We start from the raw sequence: 18,959 nt of genomic DNA on the forward strand, positions 1-18,959 counted from the left end.
TCAATTATGGGCTTGTTAGGTATGGTACTAAATGCCATATTCCTAAAAAGGAAAGAAATCGGAATTCGTAAAGTTAACGGAGCTAAAACCTCTCAAATCATCACAATGCTAAATAAGGATTTCATGAAATGGGTAATCATCGCCTTTGTAATTGCTTGCCCAATTGCCTGGTATACCATGCACAAATGGCTCGAAAACTTTGCCTATAAAACAGAGCTTAGCTGGTGGATTTTTGCTTTAGCAGGGCTTATAGCTATGGGTATTGCTCTGCTTACAGTTTCCTTACAATCTTGGCGAGCGGCTACGAGGAATCCTGTAGAGAGTTTGAGATATGAATAACCCTAAAAACCTATATTATGCTTTGGTACCATTTAAAATTATCTGTTTTACGCCTATTTAAGAATAGGGTCTTTTCTGTGACCAATATACTCGGACTCAGTATTGGTATTGCCTGTTTTTTTGTCTTATTCATACATGTGCAAAATGAACGAAGCTATGATAGGCATATATCAGGACATGAAAATATTTATAGGGTCATATCTACTCCAAATCATATTAACGATGAATGGAAAGATGCATGGGCACGAAGTTTGGGATTTATAAAAGAAGCATCACTAAATTTTCCTGAAGTTGAGAATGCGACTAAATTCTCACATTCCAAACTTGAAACCCTAATTATAAATAATCAAAGTGTCTTGCAACAAGATATTTTATCGGTCGATACAAATTTCATGAGCATATTTGGAATTGAAAGTTTGGTTGGAAATTTAGAAGAAATTGTAAAGCCTAATGTCGCATTTATCTCTGAAAGATTTGCGATGAAATACTTTAAAAATGAAAATCCAATTGGTCAATATATAGAGACAGAAACATTGAGATCAAGAGAGGGCTTCGGAAGATTTGAAATTGTTGGAATCATTAAAAACACACCCATTAAAACACATTTCAATTGTGAAATTCTTCTTTCTCAGAAAGGTGTGCTGGAGGGACGTTATAATCGTTTATCGGAACGAAAAACCCATTGGGTATATAACTATGTGAAACTAAAAAATGAAGCTGAGCACACTAATGTTGCTGATAAACTTTTATCGCATTACAATCGAAGCAGTTTCAAAGAAAAACCCGGACCAAGAGAATATAATTTTAGACTTTTGAAAATTACGGATATTCATCTAAGATCAAATCATCGATTCGAACTAAAAGAAAGTAGTATCAAGCTCAATATCAAATTATTTATAACAATAGCCTTTGTTATATTATTAGTCTCGCTAATCAATTTTGTTAGCTTAATTACGGTAAATCTCTTTAAACGATCCAAAGAGTTTGGCATGAAATCCTCAGTTGGTGCTCACCGTAAACATTTGTTAACTCAAGTGCTTATTGAAGTGCTACTACTAAGTTTCATTTCAATTTTCATTTCCTTGTTTTCAATTGAGTTGATAAAACCAATTATTAATCAATTCTTTGAGATTCAGTTCGAGGTTTATTATTCTGAACCTATTATATACTTTGCTATTTTGCTTGTTCTTGTTTTTAGTGGCGGCATAAGTGTATTATTTGTGCGCTTCTTTATCTTGAAAAATAATTCCACAAGTGATATTATTAGAGGCTTAAGCCCTTTCACAGGCAGGCGCCTCTTGCAACCCTTAATGATATTCCAAATCCTGATTGTCATTGTGCTCATCTCATCTACAATTTTGGTGAACAAACAAATTCATTACATTTTGGATCAACCACTTGGTTTTATTAAAGACAAAATTGTTGTTCTTCAAGTGAAAGATTTTTCTAAAGATCCTAATGTGTTTGCAAATGAGTTAAGAAAAAGAACCCAGATTGAATCGGTTGGATTTACAAGACAATATTTTGGACATCCTACTCAAACCTTGCCTCTTGAAGGATTGGGTGTAGAAGGAACTGCCGAGATGTCTATGGCCAATTATGACTTTTTAAAAACCATGGATATCCAATTTGTGCATAACTATATCAATCCTTCTATGGATACAATAAGGGGAATGGTTATTAACAGGTATTTGTACAACAGGCTAATGGAAAAACACGAAAGTATAGAACAGCTTAAAACATACCTAACTAGTAAACCGCTTGAGGAAAATCAAATCAGATTTAATATTATCGGAGTAGTCGAGAATTTTAACTACAGTTCTGCCCATGAGCAGATAGGAGATTATATTTTTGTGTTAGGAGAATGTCAAACCTGGGCCAGATATACGCACATTCGCCTATCATCAGCAGATATACGAACATCAATGGATTGTATACAAGAAGAATGGAGCAAACATTATCCAAACCAAAAGATGGACTATTTCTTTTTGGATGATAAGATTGCCCAACAATACAAATCGGAAAACATACTGAGAAAGATATTAATGAGCTTTTCAATTCTTGGCATTATCATCGGAATAATTGGAATTGGTGCTCTTTCTTATTTTACCACAGAACAACGAACCAAAGAAATTGGTGTTAGAAGAGTCAATGGAGCAAAGACCTATCAGGTTATCAAGCTGCTTAATTCGGACTTCTTAAAATTAGTAGCTATAGCCTTTGTGATTGCATGCCCCATTGCCTGGTATGCCATGTACAAGTGGCTTGAGAATTTTGCCTACAAAACAGAACTCAGCTGGTGGATTTTTGCCTTAGCAGGGCTTATCGCCATGGGAATTGCACTTATTACGGTTTCGTTTCAATCGTGGCGAGCAGCAACACGTAATCCAGTGGAGAGTTTACGTTATGAATAAAAAATTGAAACAGTAAGTTGTGAATCGTTTCTCCTTCATTTCTCCTCTCGGTTCCTGAGCCTGCCGAAGGATAAGGAGGAGTGGTTCTTTTCTCTTAAAAAATAAAGTGTGAAAAAGGGAACTTGATCATACGATATTATATTTAATCAGCGTCTAATTTTCTTCAAATATACGAACTGTAGTTTTGGCAAAGTCCCTTCTAGGGGATTTAGGGGTAGGGAGATATAAGCACAATGCTTATCCATAACTTTTAATACAGCTTGAACCTCTATAAATACAAAGCTTTCGCCACTTTATCATAAATTAAGATGAAATTCCTTCCTAAAAACGTTTTTGTTTTAACATATATTTCCTACTTTCATATGACGAAATTAATTTTCATTTATCAATGATGTTGATATTTAAACCCAAAACCCACTAGAAATGACTGAAGCAACAACAACAACAAAAACGATTGAAGAACTTGTTATTGAAAGTACTCAAGACAAAATTGTTTCACCTATTATTCCTGTAGACATTACCATTGGTGAGTCCGGAACACTTAATCGATATGCAACGGAAGACGAAGAAGTTCTTTTGGCTAAAGGGCTAAAAGAAGGCCTAATTCAGCAGCTTATACCAAGTGCCAAATTTTTGCAAGACAAACAATCTGCCTGGATAGCAGTTTATCAATCGGCACTAAGCAGCACGCAGCAGTGGGAAGCAAAAATTGATGAAGCCAGACTCTTGCAACGCGAATTAAAGCACGACTTTCAGTTTGCCTACCGTAACCATCCGGATATTCTAAAAAAACTAAAGAACATAGTAGATGGCAATGGAAATATGGATTTAATTCAGGACATGAGCGACTATTCAGCTTTTGCTAAACAGTACCCTGAACCCTTAGCAGCCATCTTTTTTGATACCACTAAAGCAGATCGTGCCAAGCATATTTCCTTAGACCTTACCGACCTAATAAACACGGTAGATGGCGTAAAAAACAGCAAAAACAGACCAGAAAAGCTTATGCGCGACAGAGCCTACACGTACCTTAAACAATTGGTCGATGAAATCCGGGCCTATGGAAAGTACGCCTTTTGGAACGACGAAGAAAAACAAAAACGATATTCGAGTGAGTATTTGCGTAAAGGACGAGAAAGAAACGAAGCAAAAAATATTGAAGAGTAGCTGAAACACCTACGATAGCTGACACGTTTCACGATAGGAGCTTGTTTTTGCCGATAGGATATGAAAATCACCCGATAGGTGAATTTATATACCGATAGATCAATCAAATTACCCGATAGTCGTTCATTTTGCACGATTGAAATAGTATGAAGACCGATGGGAATATCAATCCAATCAAAAGGAATCTATTTTCTATAAAAATGACATTCAACTAAACAGAAAGACATCTCAGGCTTAAGCTAGGGGTGTTCTTTTGTTTTCTGCTGTTTATTTTTAGCCATATCAATAGTGAGGATCAGCGACGAGGAATCCTGTTGAAAGTTTGAGATATGAGTAATATAAAATGAAACATCCCGACTGGGGTTACCAATCGGGATGTTCACAAAATACTTAAACAACAAACACTAACATAAACGTTCCTTAAACGTGTACACCACAAAGATGAGCATTAAATATGGTTCTTGAAAGTGATTTTCAGGCAGATATGAGCGCAAACGTTATAGAGTGTCCTCGAAAACGTTTGTTGTGATGCTATTTATATCTATTTTAAATAGGGGTCCTTTTTGTCTTCCTTTTTAATGATTTGCTCCACGTGGAGCAATTTTCATCTGTTTATAATGAGTCTTTTAGTGAACAAAATCCTTAGATACTGGTTTTGATTACAAACAGAAATATTCAGATCTTTCTACAATCTAAAAGGGGTACAGCTTCATTATTCCAATTCAATATTTCAATCAAGATCAAACCTTATTTTCGCTATATTTGTCTTCTTGTAAAGCGTGCTCTAAAAACAATCAGGTTCAGTATCTTGTTCTGATTGATAGAGGCATTGCTTTTTATAAATGAAGATGATTTTAACTCCAAAGAAGATATTTTGAATCCATTAAAGAAACTTGCCGGCGAAACGGCCATCTACGGCGTAAGCTCAATTCTCGGAAGATTGCTAAATTGGCTTTTAGTGCCTCTTTATACCAATTTATTTGTTGAAGCGGAATATGGAATTGTGACAAACCTGATGGCTTATGTGGCTATGGCCCTTGTGATTTTAACTTATGGATTGGAGACAGGTTATTTCCGATTCGCTAACGACAAAGGCTATCGAGAAAATGTTTTTTCAACGACTTTCTTCTCAGTCACTACTACCAGTTTATTTTTTCTTCTTGGTGTTTACTTTTTTTACGATCCTATAGCTTCATTTCTAAATGTGGGTGATCGATCTATTTTCATAGTTCTATTAGCTTTGACATTGGCCTTAGATGCCATAACATCTTTGCCCTTTGCACAGCTCCGTCAGCAAAACAGACCCTTAAGATATGCATTTATAAAGCTGAGTAATATTGGAATAAATCTAGGTCTTAACCTTTTCTTCCTATTGCTTTGTCCGAAACTGAATGAATACTTTCCCGATCTTGGTGTAACTCGTATTTGGAATCCGGATTTTGGTATTGGTTATATTTTTATTGCCATGTTTGTGGCCAGCCTTTTTAATTTGATTCTACTAATTCCCGATTTGGTTAAGATAAAATTGCAGTTTGATGTGGCCTTGCTTCGCAAAGTGCTAACTTATGCTTCCCCAATTCTAGTGGTTAGCATTGCTGCACAAATTAATCTGAATGTGGATAAAATGCTGATGCCAAAGCTGATTTCTGATGCCAGTGAGGCCCTGTCTCAAACGGGTATTTATGGCGCTAATTTCAAGTTAGCTGTTATTATGACCCTTTTTATTCAGGCTTTTCGATTTGCTTTTGAGCCTTTTTTCTTTTCTCAAAACAAGGATGAAAGCAGCAAAAAACTCTATGCCGATGTGCTGAAGTATTTTGTGATATTGGGAATGCTTATTTTCCTGAGTGTGATATTTTATATCGATATTGTTAAAATCTTAATTGGGCCGAAGTATCGTGATGGCTTGGACATAGTACCCATGGTGCTTTTGGCCAACTTCTTTTTGGGAATTTTCTTTTCCTTATCCCTATGGTACAAACTAACAGATAAAACCCGATTTGGGGCTTATATGGCCGTGGGAGGAGCGGCAATAACATTAACCTTGAATATTATTCTCGTACCTAAGATGGGTTATTATGGGGCAGCTGTAGCCATTTTGGTTTGCTCAATATTCATGACTATAACCAGTTATATTTTAGGACAAAAGTATTATCCTATACCTTACCAGTTAAAACGTATTGCGACTTATTTTGCTTTGGGTATGTTCCTTTATTTTGTGAGTACCTATATTGTTTTCGATAACCATTGGCTTAAAATGCTGGCTAAAACTCCATTAATTATTCTATTTTTAGTGGTCGTTTTCCAAAAGGAGAAATTGTGGTCTGTGTTAAGAAGGGTAAAGGGGGAGTGAAAGAGTTGAAAGTATTTATATACTTATAAGTTTTAAACCACTTAAAGCAGAATAAAGCGATATCGGCCTTAGGCGTGATTACAGATGAAAATTTCAAATAGTCGAAATGTCAAAATAGTTGGCTCCGAAATCTTACGGAATTGATTAACCAATAATGTGTAAGGGCCAACTCTTAAGAGATCTGCGTTTATCAGCGCAATCTGTGGGAAATAAATTAAAAACTAAACAAATATAAAGATGAAGGTTAAAATTATAAATAAATCGAAGCACGATTTACCAAAGTACAGTACAGCTTTGTCAGCCGGTATGGATTTGAGAGCTAATATTAACAAAAAGGTGATATTGCAACCTCTTGAGCGCACCTTAATTCCTACAGGTTTATTTATTGAGTTGCCCGCTGGCTATGAAGCTCAAATTCGTCCACGTAGTGGTATGGCTTTAAAGGAAGGTGTTACTGTTTTGAACACTCCTGGCACGATTGATGCGGATTACCGTGGTGAAATTCGTGTGATTTTAGCTAATCTGTCTAACTCTGTGGTTGAGATTAATGATGGCGATCGCATCTGCCAAATGGTAGTTGCGGCTCATGCTACTGTGCAATGGGAAGCGGTTGAAGAGCTCGAAGAAACCGTACGTGCTGCAGGAGGATTCGGACATACAGGTAAAGAATAAATTTGGTGATGTGGTAATGTGGGGATGCGGTGTCCTAATCGAAGTCGATGGTTGATGATGTATTTTGTCACCTAATCAATTAAACAGTCTAACAATTGAACCGATCAGCCATCTAGCCATCTAACAATTAAACCATTTAGTAATCTAGCGGTTTATTAAGCTTATTCTAATTACCAATTGTTAATCGATCATCATTAATTACATATTACTAATCAACCAAGCGTTAATAAATATTAATGCTCAATTTTACTAGAACTTATTCAGTAACTTTGATTTTGCCTTTATATCACCCCCGTTTTGTGTGGTTTGGGGTTGGCATAATCAAGACATGATAAAAAACTAAAAAAGAATATGAAGATTATTGTTCCAATGGCAGGAATGGGTAAGCGCATGCGCCCACATACTTTGACTGTACCAAAACCTTTAATTCCTATCGCAGGAAAACCAATTGTACAACGTCTATTAGAAGAGATTGCAAAGGTTTCTGGTGAGGAAATTGAAGAAATCGCCTATATCGTTGGACATTTTGGTGATGAAGTTGAAACTCAGTTGAAAGAGATTGCCTCTGACCTAAATGCTAAGGCAAGTATCTATTATCAAACTGAAGCATTGGGTACGGCTCACGCTATTCACTGTGCTGCAGATTCTCTTGAAGGCAAAGTTGTTGTTGCTTTTGCTGACACTTTATTTAAAGCAGACTTTGTTTTAGATAATGAAGCAGATTCTGTAATTTGGGTACAAAAGGTTGAGGATCCGTCTGCTTTTGGTGTGGTTAAAATGGACGATAACAATCGTATCACAGACTTTGTTGAGAAACCACAAGAATTTGTTTCAGACTTAGCTATTATTGGTATTTACTACTTTAAAGATGGTGCAAATCTGAAATCAGAACTTCAGTATTTATTAGATAATAAGGTCCTGGTAAATGGAGAATATCAGTTAACTGATGCTCTCGAGAATATGAAGAATAAGGGGCTTAACTTTGTTCCAGGTCAGGTGATTGAGTGGATGGATTGTGGCAATAAAGATGCAACAGTCAACACAAATCAACGTATACTGGAGTATCACAAGAATGATAAATTGGTTGCAGATAATATTGTAAATGAAAATGCAGTGATTATTCCTCCTTGTTATATTGGCGAGAATGTGGTGATTAAGAATTCGGTGGTAGGACCTCACGTTTCATTAGGCGATAATTCAATAGTTGAGAACTCTTTGATTTCGAATGCTATTATTCAGACTAATACTAAAATTGCGGGTGGCAATATCAAAAATTCTATGTTAGGAAATTTTGTTGAAGTCACTGGCGAAGCAAAAGAATACAGCGTTGGTGATTATACCAACTGCTAATTAATTGGATTAAAGTTTAGATTCTGAAGCCTGTTAATTCAGGTTTCAGAATCGATTTGTATAAATGAGCTTTATCGAATTGAAATACAAAACTGAAAGATGGGAAGACAATTTATAGTTTATATGCTTGCTGGAGTACTAATGTTTGGTTCTTTTGCTGCATTAGGACAAAAGAAGGGAAAGGATAAAAAACAGAGTAAAGTAGAGCTAACTGAACAGAAGCGTCTTGAGTTTGATTATGCGTTTCATGAAGGTGAAAAAGCGCTTGTCCTGGGCGAATACGAAAAAGCCATTTCGTGGTTCGCTACCTGCCTTAAGTTAGACAAAACTAGTGCGGTTGTTCGCTATGAATTGGCTAACATCTATATCAGTCAGGAAAATTTTAATTCAGCCCTGGAATTGGCTCGTGGAGCAGTAGCTCTTCAACCCAAAAACATGTGGTATCAGGTTCAGTTAGCCGGCATTTACAAGGCTAAGGGTATGATCGATCAGGCTTGTGAAGTTTATGAGAATTTGGCTTCCCAATTTCCAAAGCGCGATGATTTTTATCATATACAAGCGGAACTATATACGTCTGTTGAGAAATTTGAACAAGCCCTTGAGGTGTATCAGAAACTAGAAAAGAAACTAGGCGTTAATGAGCAAATAAGCATTAATAAACATGCTCTTTATCTGCGTTTAGGCAAAAGGAAAAATGCCTATGCTGAGTTGAATAAATTGACAAAGAAATTTCCTTTCAAAATTGAAAATTATGGTCTTCTAGCCGATATGTATCTTCAGGATGGTGAAGATGATAAGGCATTAGCCCAGTACCAAAAGATTGTGGAAATTGCTCCAGAGAATGGATTGGTTCATTTTTACTTGGCTGAATATTACCGTAAGAATAAGCAAGAGGCGCTGGCTTTTAACTCTCTAAAAAAAGCTTTTGCCAGTGATATGGTTAACCCGGATAAAAAAATTCAATATTTGATGGGTGTGATCATGGCAGATCAAGAGAATCAGTTGTCTGATGAGAACCTAAAGGCATTGTTAGATTTATTACTTAAAGTACACCCTGATCATATCCATGTGAATGCACTTTATGCCGATTATTTACGTCGTCATAAGGATAGTGCTGGTGCGCGAAAATTGCTTCGAAAAGTTCTTCTGCAGGAGAAAAGCAATTACGTCGTTTGGGAAGAATTGATGTTTATAAATAATGAGTTGTTAGACTTTGATAGCATGCTGGATGATAGTGCTGAAGCAATCAAATATTTCCCGACTCAACCCATGCTTTATATTTTTAATGGTGTTGCAGCAGCTCAAAAAAAGGACTATGAAACAGCAGTGAAGTCATTGACTACAGGCTTCAATTACGTGGGTGAAAATATACCCATGAGAATTCAGTTCTTGACTTATTTGGGGGATGCACAATACGAGCTTGGTCATACCGAAAAGGCTTTTAAGGCTTATGATGAAGTTTTACTTTTTGATCCTGATAATGTAATTGTTTTAAATAATTACAGCTATTATTTGTCGGTTCTTGATTTGAAGTTGGAAAAGGCCAGGGAGATGAGTTTAAAATGTGTTGAAATCGAAAAGGAGAATTCAACTTATTTAGATACTCATGCATGGGTTCTGTTTAAATTGGGATCTTTCTCCGATGCTAAAAGAGCTATGGAAAAGGCTCTTCAATTTGGAGGACGTGAGTCAGCTGTAATCGTTGAGCATTATGGTGATATTCTTTTTCGTTTAGGTGAAAAGGAAGCGGCCATGACCGAGTGGCAAAATGCTGAGAAGATTGGTGAAGGATCAGAACAATTATCAGAAAAGATTAAAACAGGGGTAATTCCTGAATAGTATAATGAGAATATTTCAAACAAAAAATAGCCTGCTTGGCATTGCGTTTTTGCTATTAGTTTTCCTACAATTTTCGTGTAAATCGACCTTTGAATTGGGTCGGAAACGAGCACATGGAATAAGTGATAACAAGCTCTATAATCAGATTCAGGATAGTAGCTTATTCTACAATACACTTTGGATAAAGCGCTTTTCAGCACATTATGAGTCAAAGGGAAAAACTCAGAATCTAAGAGGATCAATTAAGATATTAAGAGACAGTATTATCATGGTGAAAATTAATGCACCAACTGGAATTATTGAAGTAGCTCGTCTGTATATCACACCTGATTCTGTTAAAATGATAGACCGTTTAAAGAAGGAGTACATTGCGAGTGATTTCACGTTCTTATCGGATAAACTTAATATGGATGTTGATTTTTATACGCTTCAGAGCATTTTAACAAATGGGATTTTTCAGCTCAATGATCTTCATGAAAAACGACGTCCTTTTATCAGGAACTTTAAGGGAAAAGTGATCGACGATAAGTATGTATTTATCTCTGATAAGGCATCAAAGGTTGAACGAAAATTGAGAAAAGATAAATACGAAAAGCTTTATAAATTCAATTACCAACGCTTCGAAATAGATCCATTAATGATGAAAATTACGAATGTTTTGGTCAGGCTGTTTGGTGAGGAAAGGGATATGATCTTAAAATATCGTGACTTTGTTAATTTGGAAGGACAAAAATTTCCAAGTGAATTGGTTTTTAAGGTGAAGGACTCAACACAATCCTTATCTTGTAAATTGAAATATAATAAGCTTGTATTGAATCAAGACCTTAAATTTCCGTTTAAGGTCTCAAGCAAATATAAAAGAATCTATCCAGAATAAACTATGGGATTTCTAAAAAGTCAGAAGTTAATTCTATTTTTCATTATTTCTTTTTTACTGCTGAATAGTTCGGTAAATGCACAAGATATATCCAAACTTCAGAAACAAAAGGAACAGAATGCTAAAGATATAGCCTATACGCAAAAGCTTTTGCAGAATACTAAGCAGAAGAAGCAGTCTAGTTTAGGTCTCTTATCGGTGCTTAATAGAAAGATTCAACTACAAGAGGATATGATTCTTAATATCCAAAAAGAGTTGGATTTTACAGACTCTAAAATTGGCAATACGAACAGGGAGATTTCAAGTCTGGAAAAGAAGTACAATGAGCTAAGAGGGCAGTATGAAAAGCTTATTGTATACGCTCACCGTCAAAAGAATTCTCGTGATAAACTCATGTTTCTGTTTGCCTCAAAGGATTTCAACCAGGCTTATATGAGGTATAAATACCTGCAACAATTCTCTGAATTCACTCGTAAACGAGGTGAGCAATTGGTTGAAACTAAAGTTGATTTAGATTTAAAGCTTGATCGATTAACACTTGCTAAAAAAGAGAAGCAGGTTCTGTTAGCCCTAAATACAAAAGCATCCACGAGTTTGTCATCTCAAAAGAATCAACAATCGAATGTTCTTTCTCAATTGAAAAAGAAGGAGAAAACCCTTCGTAAGAATTTGAGGACTCAGCAAAAGAATGATAAAAAGCTTGAGAAAAAAATTCGTAATATCATTACTAATCAGGCTCGATTGGCTAAAAAGAAAAAGAACACAAGTGGGGCATATGGTTTAACACCAGAAGAGAAAGTTTTAGGGGCGAACTTTGGTCAGAACAAGGGGAAATTACCTTGGCCTACGCCTACTGGTTTCATTTCTCAGAAGTTCGGACAGCATGCTCATCCTGTACTAAAACATGTGAGGGTGAATAACGATGGCATTGATATTACAACCAAACCGCATTCGATTTGCCGATCAATTTTTAAGGGGGAAGTCACGCATATCTTATCTATGCCTGGGCTAAATATGGTTGTTATTATCAAACATGGCGATTATATGACGGTTTATTCTAATCTAGCTAAGGTGGCTGTGAAAAAAGGTGACTTAGTTTCTGCAAAAGAATCAATTGGTGCGATTTATACGGATGAAAAGGAAAATCAAACGGTATTAAAATTTCAGATGTGGAAAGCAACTACTAAACTGAACCCTTCTACTTGGCTTTTAAAGAAGTAGTTAATTTTCTTCCCTTAATATTTTTATCTATTTTCAAGTAAATGAAATCCAACCAAGATATATTTATTGAAAAACTGGATAATTTTATCCGGAAGTATTATCAGTTTCAAATTTTAAGAGGACTCCTTCTTACAATTCTCTTCTTGATTATACTATACCTGGGTTTGAGTGTTTTCGAATACCACCTCTATCTATCTGCACGAATTAAAACAATTTTGGTTCTTATTGGAGCTGGTTTGCAGCTATTTGTGTTTGTTTCATTGATTATCATCCCTTTAAGAGGACTCATAACCAAGGGGTCTCGGATTTCTTATCGTAAGGCTATTTCTATCATTTCGGCTCATTTTCCTGAATTGGAGGATCGTCTGTTGAATACCTTTGAGCTAAGTGAGAATGCCTTGCAAAATCCTGAGGATAATGCCTTGCTTATTGCCAGTATCAACCAACGTATTTCGACCTTAAAACTGTTGTCTTTTCGAGAAAGTATATCTTTTAAGGATGCTTATATTTATTTCAAGTATCTCTTAGGTGTTTTGATTCTTTCTGTGATTATTTATATTGCTTTCCCCGATTTTTATCCAACGAGTGGTCAGCGTCTCATCCATTTCCGGGAAAATTTTAAGTCTCCTGCCGATTTCGAATTTATAGTTGAGAGCGGTTTGTTTGCTGAGAAAGGAGAGGATTATCTTTTGCGTGTTCGAACTGAAGGGAAATATTTTCCTGAATCCGTTGAATTGGTTTTTGGAGGGCAAAAATATTTGATGCTTGCTATGGATTCGGGTGTTTTTACTTATGAGTTTCGAAATATAAATTCTGAAATTTCCTTCACACTTCAATCTGGCAAAACGAAATCCCCTTTTTATCGATTACTCGTTAAATCGAAACCAATATTAGACAAGTTAGAAATCAAGATTAATCCTCCATCTTACACTGGTTTACCTTCTCGTACTGAAAGCCAAATTGGTGATGCAAGCTTTCCTGTCGGATCAAGATTGGAATGGCTTATAGAGGCTTACGATGCAGATACTCTTGGAATTCACTTTGTGAAGATGGATAAATCTATTTTCAAAGCAGGTGCTAAATTGGATTTTGACGAAACCATTATGGGATCTGAAACTTATGAAATATCACTTGCCAATAGCGAGTATGATAAGGCAGTTTATGCTCGATACCAACTGGAAGCTATATCAGATCAATATCCGAGTATTGGCATCAGTATGCTAAATGATTCTTTGAATGCAGCTGCCTATTATTTTAAGGGGGTGATTAAAGATGATTACGGTTTTAGCAAATTGCGTTTTGCTTATGAAGTCGAAGGAGAGTTAGCTAAATTTTTACCAGTGCCAATTCAAAAAAATCTAAATCGCCAGGAATTTTATTTCGCCTTCGATTTTTCTTCTGCCAATTTAGCCCAAGGAAGTCGAGTTCAACATTATTTTGAAGTTTTTGATAATGATGCCATCAATAAACCTAAAAGCACAAAGTCTGATTTTCTAAATTACTACTTACCGAACGCCGAACAGGTTTTTGAACTGAATTCTCATATTCAGGACAGTTTGACTAGTAAATTGGAGAAAGGAAAAGAAATAAGTCGATCTATTCAGCAGGAAGTACACAAATTACAGAAGAGTTTGTTGGATAATTCGAGTGATCAATGGCAACAAAATCAGATGTTTCAGGAAATTGAAGAACAGAAAAACCATCTTGAGAATCTCTTAAAAGAAATTAAGAAGGATAATACCCGTAAAAATCAGCTTATGAAAGCGGCAGGATTGCAAGATTCACTGCTTCTCGACAAACAAAAGAAGATTGAAGAGTTGATGGAGAAGATTTTGGATGATGAGTTAAAAAATCTTTTTGAAGAGTTCAATAAATTGGCCGAAGAGCTAGATAGAGAAAAAATTAATAAATTGGGAAATCAATTGAAAATGTCTATGGACGATTTTCAAAAACAGCTTGATCGAAATTTACAATTATTAGAACGCTACGAAATTGAATTAAGTGTAAAGCAACTTTCTTCCCGATTAGAAAAATTAGCTGAAGAGCAAAAAGCACTTTCTCAATTTAAGAGAAAAGATAAAGAGGATGCCATTCGAAAGCAGGTCAGCGCAAAAATGAAATGGGAGCGTATTAAAAAGGATTTGGATGATATGATGAAGAAAAATTCCGAAATCCAAAAACCCTATAAGCTAGGTGATCTCCAAAATGAAAAAGATGAGATTCAAAAAAGCATGCAAGAAAGTCTTGATCAGCTTCGTGAAAATAAAATGGGCAAGGCTGGAAAGAGTATGAATAAAAGCTCTCAGAAACAATCCGAAATGGCTCAAAAGCTCTCAAAAGCTATGGCCGGAAGCATGTCCATGCAGATGAGTATTGATACTGATATGTTAAGTAAATTACTTAATAACCTGATAGATTTTTCTTTTCAACAAGAAAAGCTTATTTTAGAATTGCAAAAAATCAACTATCAGAACCCATTATATGTCAATATCATAGATAGGCAGGGGCTTTTGAAAGAAGAATATCAATTATTGCAAGATTCTTTATTATCATTATCGAGCCGTACACCTCAGGTTGCTGCTCTTATTGGTAATAGAATTTTTGATTTGGATAATTTATTGAGTCAAAGTCTTGATGAGTTGAATAATCGTAGAGCTTATCAAGCGAGGGTGACTCAGCAGAAGTCTATGACAGAAATAAATGAGCTGGCAGTTTTCTTATCAGAGGCTTTAAATCAGCTTATGGAACAAATGGCGAACGGAATGCCGGGTAGCCAAATGGGAGATAAGAAAGGCAATCAGCCTTCTTTTTCAGGAATGAAGTCGCAACAAGAATCTTTAAAAAAGATGCTTGAACAGATGATTCAAGGAATGAAAGATGGAAAAGGTAAAGCTGGTCAGCAGAGTGAGAAGATGGGTAAATATTTGCGAGAACAAGAGATGTTCCGTCAAAAGATGAATGAAATGATTCAGCATGGAGGTCATGGTGAACAAACTGAAAAGGTTTTGAGAGAAGTGATGAGTTTGATGGAGCAAACTGAACGTGAAATTTCTAATTTCTCGATTAACCAGCAGACGATTATCCGCCAGAATAAGATAATGACACGATTGTTGGAAGCTGAAAATTCGTCACGAGAGAAAGATTTTGATAAGAAAAGAGAAAGTAATTCGGGGCTAAATCATAAATTGAGTAACCCTAAAGCAATTTTTAAGTATAAGAAAATAGATCCCGAGTTCGATGATTTGTTTAATGATTCGAACGTGAAACTCATAGACTACTACAATAAAATTTATTTAGACTATCTTATTCGATTAAACGATGGCAAAAGCAGATAACTTAATAAAGCTTCCTTCACGCATTCACTATTTGAAACGCGTAGAGAACCTAATTAGTAACCTGTCTTCACATTACAAAATCAGTCCCGAAGCTAGCGAGAAAATTTCGATAGCCGTTCTTGAGGCCGTGAACAACGCCATTCTTCATGGCAACAAGCTCGATCATAAAAAGAATGTTTCTATCCATTTCCAGGTAAATGAACGCTGTATAACATGCGTTATTAAAGACGAGGGTGATGGATTTGATTTTTTATGCCTTCCAGACCCAACTCTTCCCGAAAATCTCGAAAAAATCCATGGAAGAGGTGTATTTTTGATGAATCATTTGGCCGACTCAGTGCATTACAGTGCTGAGGGTAGACATGTTAAAATGATTTTCAATCTATAATAAATGCAGATATCTTACAGTACATGTGAAACTGAAATGCCTGAAATCAATCAGGAAAAAATCAGTATGTGGATCTCTCAAGTTGTTGAGAACTTCGAATGCGAAATAGGGGAGATTAATTATTATTTCTGTTCTGATAATTATTTGTTGGAGATGAATCGTGAGCATTTAAATCATGATTACTTCACTGATATTATCACTTTTGATTATACCGTTGCGGATATCATTTCGGGAGATCTGTTTATTTCTGTAGATACTGTTCGTGATAATGCTGAAGAATATCAGGTTGATTTCTTGGAAGAACTGCACCGGGTAATTGTCCATGGTGTACTTCACTTACTCGGGATTGATGATAAGTGTGATGAGGATCAGGAAATAATGACCCAAAAGGAAGATGAATCATTAGCTTTACTTTCCAAGATTCATTAAGTTTGTGAAATTTTCGAATTAAAAAATTGATTATTAGCTTTTTACATTGTCTCTTATGACATTTAAAGAGGTTGTATTTAATATATTACCCTATATTTCGATGAGAATTATAGGTGTAAAATACTGAAAGCGTATATGTTAGCAGAATATGATGTAATAGTAGTTGGTGCAGGTCATGCAGGTTGTGAGGCCGCAACGGCAGCTGCCAATTTGGGATCCACGGTGCTTCTTATCACCATGGACATGAATAAGATTGCCCAAATGTCTTGTAATCCAGCCATTGGTGGTATTGCTAAAGGGCAAATTGTGAGAGAAATTGATGCATTAGGAGGTTATACAGGTATTGTTACCGATAAGTCATCTATCCAATTTAGAATGCTAAATCGTTCTAAAGGACCTGCTATGTGGAGTCCAAGAGCACAATGCGATCGTATGGTTTTTTCTGCCGAGTGGAGAAGTGTTGTTGAGAATACCGATAACTTAGATATGTGGCAAGATGCCGTAGTAGGTCTTCTTTTTGAAGATGAAAAGGTGGTTGGTGTTAAAACTAAACTGGGAATTGATATTAAATCGAAATCAGTTGTTTTAACCAACGGAACTTTTTTGAACGGACTGATGCATGTTGGCCGTAATCAGCAGATGGGGGGACGAACGTCAGAACCTTCATCAATGGGAATTAGCGAGCAGTTAAAATCGATTGGTTTCGAAGTTGGCAGAATGAAGACTGGAACTCCGGCTCGACTTGATGGGCGAAGCATTGATTTTTCTGTAATGAAGAGACAGGATGGAGAAGAGGATTTCCATCAGTTTTCATATTTAACAAATCATGTAGATAAGGAGCTCATTCAGCGACCTTGTTATATTACTTATACCAATCCTGAAGTTCATTCAGAGTTGGAACTTGGATTTGAAGAATCTCCGATGTACGATGGAACTATTCAGAGTACAGGACCTCGATATTGTCCGAGTATTGAATCGAAGTTGACCACTTTTGCAGAAAAAAAAGAGCATCTTTTATTTCTGGAACCTGAGGGTGAAACCACACACGAATATTATATTAATGGTTTCTCTTCAAGTTTAGCTTGGGACATTCAATTGAATGGATTAAGAAAAGTGCCAGGTCTTGAGAACGTGAAAATGTATCGTCCAGGTTATGCTATTGAGTACGATTATTTTGCACCGACTCAGTTGTATCACACTCTGGAGACCAAGTTGATTAAGAACCTCTATTTTGCAGGACAAATTAATGGAACCACCGGTTACGAGGAAGCGGGAGCACAGGGTATGATGGCTGGTATAAATGCCAGTTTGAGAGTTCAAAATCGAGATCCATTTACCTTAAAGCGTGATGAAGCCTATATTGGTGTTTTGATTGATGATTTGGTAACTAAAGGTGTAGATGAACCCTATCGTATGTTTACCTCACGAGCCGAATATAGAATTCTCCTCAGACAAGATGATGCTGATGTGAGATTAACGCCACGTGCATTTGCATTAGGATTGGCTGATCAGGAGCGAATGGATTTGTTGACGGAAAAAATCAAATTTCGAAACAAGCTTATCGACTTCTGTAAAGAATTCGGTGTGAAACCAAAATATATAAATGCCGTTCTTGATGATTTGGGAACGAGTCCGCTTAAGCAAGGTATGAAATTTTATGATGTCATTTTGCGACCTCAGGTTCATATTACTGATTTTATTGATACAATTCTTCCTTTAAGTGAACTATTGAATTCATTTCCAAATAGAAGAGACGAGATTATTGAGGCTGCAGAAGTCTTGATCAAGTATTCAGGTTATATAGAGCGAGAAAAGCTAATAGCAGATAAGCTGATACGACTTGAGAAAATTGTTATTACTGATCGTTTTGACTATACAAGCTTACAATCCTTATCGACTGAAGCGCGTCAGAAATTAGATAAAATTAAACCCGAAACGATTGGGCAAGCTTCGCGTATTCCAGGTGTTTCTCCAAGTGATATAAACGTACTTCTAGTCCTTATGGGACGTTAATGTTCCACGTGGAACACTAGGGTGGTTTGAGAAATAAATCCCTTTAAGAGCTCGAAAGTGCCGTATCTTTGTTGTGAGATGTGTGTTTTCGAGCTTTTAGTATACCGGATTTTGATTGGATGTTCAACTTATTTAAATCCATATTCTTTTTAACTGGATACTTGAGTATCTTGTATTCTAATTTGTAAAGCTTATTAATATGGCGGATTCGAACTTTACTATTGCAGGGAATATTGTAGACGTTGTCTCAAGGAAAATATTTAAGGGTGAACTCGAAGTTCGTGATGGAATGATCTATTCTATCAATGAACTTAAAGATGCCCCGGATTGTTATATCCTTCCTGGCTTGGTTGATTCACATGTTCACATCGAAAGTTCATTATTAATACCAAGTAGGTTTGCTGATTTAGTTGTCAGGAAAGGAACTTTAGGTGTTGTGACTGATCCGCATGAAATTGCAAATGTATTGGGAGAGATCGGGATTGACTTCATGATAAATGATGCCAGGAAAACACCTCTTGAAATTCGCTTTGGTGTGCCTTCTTGCGTTCCTGCTACACCA

14 protein-coding genes are annotated in these 18,959 nt (G+C 36.1%); all 14 read left to right on the plus strand.

Annotated features, from left to right (window positions below):
- On the plus strand, positions 1–339 hold a 339-nt coding region (locus ABY905_RS05560), incomplete at its 5' end, for an ABC transporter permease (RefSeq protein ID WP_372641395.1).
- 17 nt (positions 340–356) lie between these two features.
- A complete protein-coding gene (locus ABY905_RS05565) occupies positions 357–2,753 on the plus strand; it encodes an ABC transporter permease (RefSeq protein ID WP_372641397.1) in 2,397 nt (798 codons plus the stop codon).
- A gap of 423 nt (positions 2,754–3,176) precedes the next feature.
- Complete coding sequence (locus tag ABY905_RS05570) at positions 3,177–3,920, plus strand: hypothetical protein (RefSeq protein WP_372641399.1); 744 nt, start codon at positions 3,177–3,179, stop codon at positions 3,918–3,920.
- An 874-nt stretch (positions 3,921–4,794) separates the two neighbouring features.
- Positions 4,795–6,273 carry a lipopolysaccharide biosynthesis protein gene (locus tag ABY905_RS05575; protein ID WP_372641401.1) on the plus strand — a complete coding sequence of 493 codons (1,479 nt, stop codon included), beginning with the start codon at positions 4,795–4,797 and terminating at the stop codon, positions 6,271–6,273.
- Positions 6,274–6,510: 237 nt separating this feature from the next.
- Positions 6,511–6,945, plus strand: coding sequence for a dUTP diphosphatase (gene dut, locus ABY905_RS05580; protein ID WP_372641403.1), 435 nt, complete (start codon positions 6,511–6,513; stop codon positions 6,943–6,945).
- A 351-nt stretch (positions 6,946–7,296) separates the two neighbouring features.
- A complete protein-coding gene (locus tag ABY905_RS05585; RefSeq protein WP_372641405.1) occupies positions 7,297–8,295 on the plus strand; it encodes a sugar phosphate nucleotidyltransferase in 999 nt (332 codons plus the stop codon).
- A gap of 99 nt (positions 8,296–8,394) precedes the next feature.
- On the plus strand, positions 8,395–10,134 hold the full coding sequence (locus ABY905_RS05590) for a tetratricopeptide repeat protein (protein WP_372641407.1): 1,740 nt from the start codon (positions 8,395–8,397) through the stop codon (positions 10,132–10,134).
- Positions 10,135–10,138: 4 nt separating this feature from the next.
- Positions 10,139–11,011, plus strand: coding sequence for a DUF4292 domain-containing protein (locus ABY905_RS05595; protein WP_372641409.1), 873 nt, complete (start codon positions 10,139–10,141; stop codon positions 11,009–11,011).
- Between the two features lie 3 nt (positions 11,012–11,014).
- Complete coding sequence (locus tag ABY905_RS05600) at positions 11,015–12,232, plus strand: murein hydrolase activator EnvC (protein ID WP_372641411.1); 1,218 nt, start codon at positions 11,015–11,017, stop codon at positions 12,230–12,232.
- A 41-nt stretch (positions 12,233–12,273) separates the two neighbouring features.
- Positions 12,274–15,567 (plus strand): DUF4175 family protein, encoded by a 3,294-nt coding sequence (locus ABY905_RS05605; protein ID WP_372641413.1) that lies wholly within the window; start codon positions 12,274–12,276, stop codon positions 15,565–15,567.
- Positions 15,551–15,955 (plus strand): ATP-binding protein, encoded by a 405-nt coding sequence (locus tag ABY905_RS05610; RefSeq protein ID WP_372641415.1) that lies wholly within the window; start codon positions 15,551–15,553, stop codon positions 15,953–15,955. Before ABY905_RS05605 ends, ABY905_RS05610 begins: the two co-directional genes overlap by 17 nt.
- Before the next feature lie 3 nt (positions 15,956–15,958).
- Complete coding sequence (gene ybeY, locus ABY905_RS05615) at positions 15,959–16,384, plus strand: rRNA maturation RNase YbeY (protein WP_372641417.1); 426 nt, start codon at positions 15,959–15,961, stop codon at positions 16,382–16,384.
- A gap of 135 nt (positions 16,385–16,519) precedes the next feature.
- Positions 16,520–18,397, plus strand: coding sequence for a tRNA uridine-5-carboxymethylaminomethyl(34) synthesis enzyme MnmG (gene mnmG, locus ABY905_RS05620; RefSeq protein ID WP_372641419.1), 1,878 nt, complete (start codon positions 16,520–16,522; stop codon positions 18,395–18,397).
- Between the two features lie 199 nt (positions 18,398–18,596).
- A partial coding sequence (locus tag ABY905_RS05625; RefSeq protein WP_372641421.1) for an amidohydrolase family protein occupies positions 18,597–18,959 on the plus strand: 363 nt, incomplete at its 3' end.

The sequence above is a fragment of the Ancylomarina sp. genome, from assembly GCF_041555295.1.
GTDB lineage: Bacteria > Bacteroidota > Bacteroidia > Bacteroidales > Marinifilaceae > Ancylomarina.